The sequence below is a fragment of the Rickettsia sp. TH2014 genome (assembly GCF_019249195.1).
In the GTDB taxonomy this organism is placed as follows: domain Bacteria; phylum Pseudomonadota; class Alphaproteobacteria; order Rickettsiales; family Rickettsiaceae; genus Rickettsia; species Rickettsia felis.
The window spans coordinates 100-2679 of sequence record NZ_MXAX01000258.1; the positions used below are offsets into that span (position 1 = coordinate 100).

The following is a 2580-nucleotide window of genomic DNA, read 5'->3' on the forward strand; positions in this document are numbered from 1 at the left end:
GACTCCCAGTCGTCATTGCGAGGAGCGAAGCGACGTGGCAATCTCATGAAATAATAACAAACTCCTGAGATTGTGGATGTACAAATTACTACGTAATTCTTCTCGCAATGACGCTTTACTCACCCTGAGCCAAGCTATAACCTGTAACTCCGTCAAATTCAAATAAATTCTCTACTTTTATGAAATCGATATTTGCTTTGCTTAAAGCTTCAAGTAATTTTGTTATATCTAAATGCTTTATTTCCGTACTTTCTTTATTCATAAAACGACAACACCAATGATCGGAAATAGTTTCAAACCTTGTATCACGAGGCCATAATTTTAGCCCTTTTGACGAGATTGTTTTTAACTCAACATTACCAAGATCAAGCTTATTAATTTTATCTGCTATGTCATGAGCGGAAGATACATTCATATTCACAAATATATCCGTACCGACCAATTTCTTAACCTCTTTAGTATCAATTTTATAGTCTATATTACTTTCTTGTTTCTCGGCAATCAACGGATAATCTGCTTTAGGTAGCTTTGTCGGTAACTGCCCTAATCTTTTCGTTACTTCTTCAACAAATTCTTTTGTACCGACTTTTTTACTAGAACTCTGCTCATTATATATGTCGGCTGTATGAACTCCATCCTCTATAGTTTTCTTCCAAGCATTCTCGACTAAGCTAGCAATATCACCCTGCCCTATATGTACAAGCATCATTATAGCAGCATTTAAAAGCCCTGACGGATTTGCGATATCTTTGCCCGCAATATCAGGAGCACTTCCATGTACCGCTTCAAACATCGCATAATGCTGCCCGATATTTGCAGAACCAGCGAGTCCTACCGACCCTGAAATCTCGGCAGCTACATCGGATATGATATCACCGTATAAATTAGAAGTTACGATAACGTCAAATATTTCCGGTTTGGTAGCAAGCCTTGCAGTCCCGATATCGATAATATAATGCTCATTATTAATTTGCGGATATTCTTTTGCAATCTCATTAAATACTTTATGAAAAACCCCATCGGAAAATTTCATAATATTATCTTTGCTTAAGCACGTGACTTTTTTGTGGTTATTTTTTACCGCATATTCAAAAGCATATCTAATAATTTTTTCACAACCAGTATGACTTATCAACTTCATTGATTCATACATATTATGCGTTTGGCGGTATTCTATACCTGCGTATAAATCTTCCTCGTTTTCACGTATGATAGTGAGGTTCAGATGTGGATGTAATGTCCTAGTAAAAGGATGAAATGAAACGGAAGGACGAATATTAGCAAAAAGCTGTAATGTTTTACGAATCGTGACGTTTAAACTTTTATACCCTCCGCCTTGCGGGGTAGTAATCGGAGCTTTAAGTATAATACCGGTGCGTTGTATTGACTCCCAGCTTTCTTCACTTATGCCTGAAGTATAATGCTTCTTGTAAAGCTTTTCACCTACTTCAATGGTTTCTAAACGAATACGAGCCTCAGCTTTACGTAATATATAAAGCACTGCCTCCATTATTTCAGGTCCTATACCGTCCCCGTATGCAATTGTAATCGGTGTAAATTCTGCCATATTAAATACTCTCTTGTTAAGTACATAGTGTTGTTTTTTCATGGATCGATTTATCCGTCATTGCGGGCAACTAAAAGAAGCGTGGCAATCTCATGAAATAATATTCCTGAGATTGCTTCGTCAAAACTTGCAGTTTTTCCTCGCAATGACGATGTGAGTATAATACTATCAATAGTTTATCGTTACTTCTTTTAATCTCTCATTCAACATAAAAGTCACTTCGGAAGTTATATTCAAATTATTTTTGGCATATAAGACTTGAGCACTTGGAATTACCAAATTAAGGTTATATTTCTCTGCAAGTTCACTAATTATTGTAATAGTTGTTTCGTGGACTCTACTCATAGCCTCAGCGTGTGCTTGTTCAAGCTTCGTTTTCTTAATCTGAATTTCTTTTCTAACGTGGCTAACTTTTGCATTAAATTCGTTTACTTTATGCTCAAATTCGGTTTCACTTAAATTAGAACGCTCATTTAATAATTTCTCTTCCAACGGTTTAAATTCTGCTTCTTTTGCAGCAATATCCTCTTGGATTCTATGGTTAAGCTTTTCGATTTTATTACGCAAATCTTTTATAGCAATCGAACCTTCCAATATAGATTGTACATCAGCAACAGCTACTCTAACTTTGAAATTATCTTCTTTAATCGGCATATTTTGTGCTTTTGCTATTACTGAGAAATTTATGAATATACATAAACATAATATTCGGTATATCATCTTTGGTCCTTTTAGATTAAACGGTGTCGGCTACCTTCGTCATTGCGAGAAGATATTGTTACGTGGATGCCACCCCGTCATTGCGAGGAGCGGAGCGACGTGGCAATCTCAGGAATTTTGCCCGAGATTGCCACGCTCCTTATTAGTCGCTCGCAATGACACCCTCTATTGATCCAAGAATAAATAACATCAAGTGATTTGTCTATCATTAAAAACTTAACTGTTACCGAGCGTCGGCACATTCCCCTCTCCCGATGGTGTATAGATAATCCTCCCATTTTTAATCGCAATAG

Annotated in this window: 3 protein-coding genes; all 3 read right to left on the reverse strand. The window is 36.6% G+C overall.

Annotated features, from left to right (window positions below):
* Positions 1–115 precede the first annotated feature (115 nt).
* Complete coding sequence (locus KYQ89_RS05390) at positions 116–1567, reverse strand: NADP-dependent isocitrate dehydrogenase (RefSeq protein WP_218460730.1); 1452 nt, start codon at positions 1565–1567, stop codon at positions 116–118.
* A gap of 168 nt (positions 1568–1735) precedes the next feature.
* On the reverse strand, positions 1736–2287 hold the full coding sequence (locus KYQ89_RS05395; RefSeq protein ID WP_218460728.1) for an OmpH family outer membrane protein: 552 nt from the start codon (positions 2285–2287) through the stop codon (positions 1736–1738).
* A gap of 77 nt (positions 2288–2364) precedes the next feature.
* A partial coding sequence (locus KYQ89_RS05400) for a hypothetical protein (RefSeq protein ID WP_218460729.1) occupies positions 2365–2580 on the reverse strand: 216 nt, incomplete at its 5' end.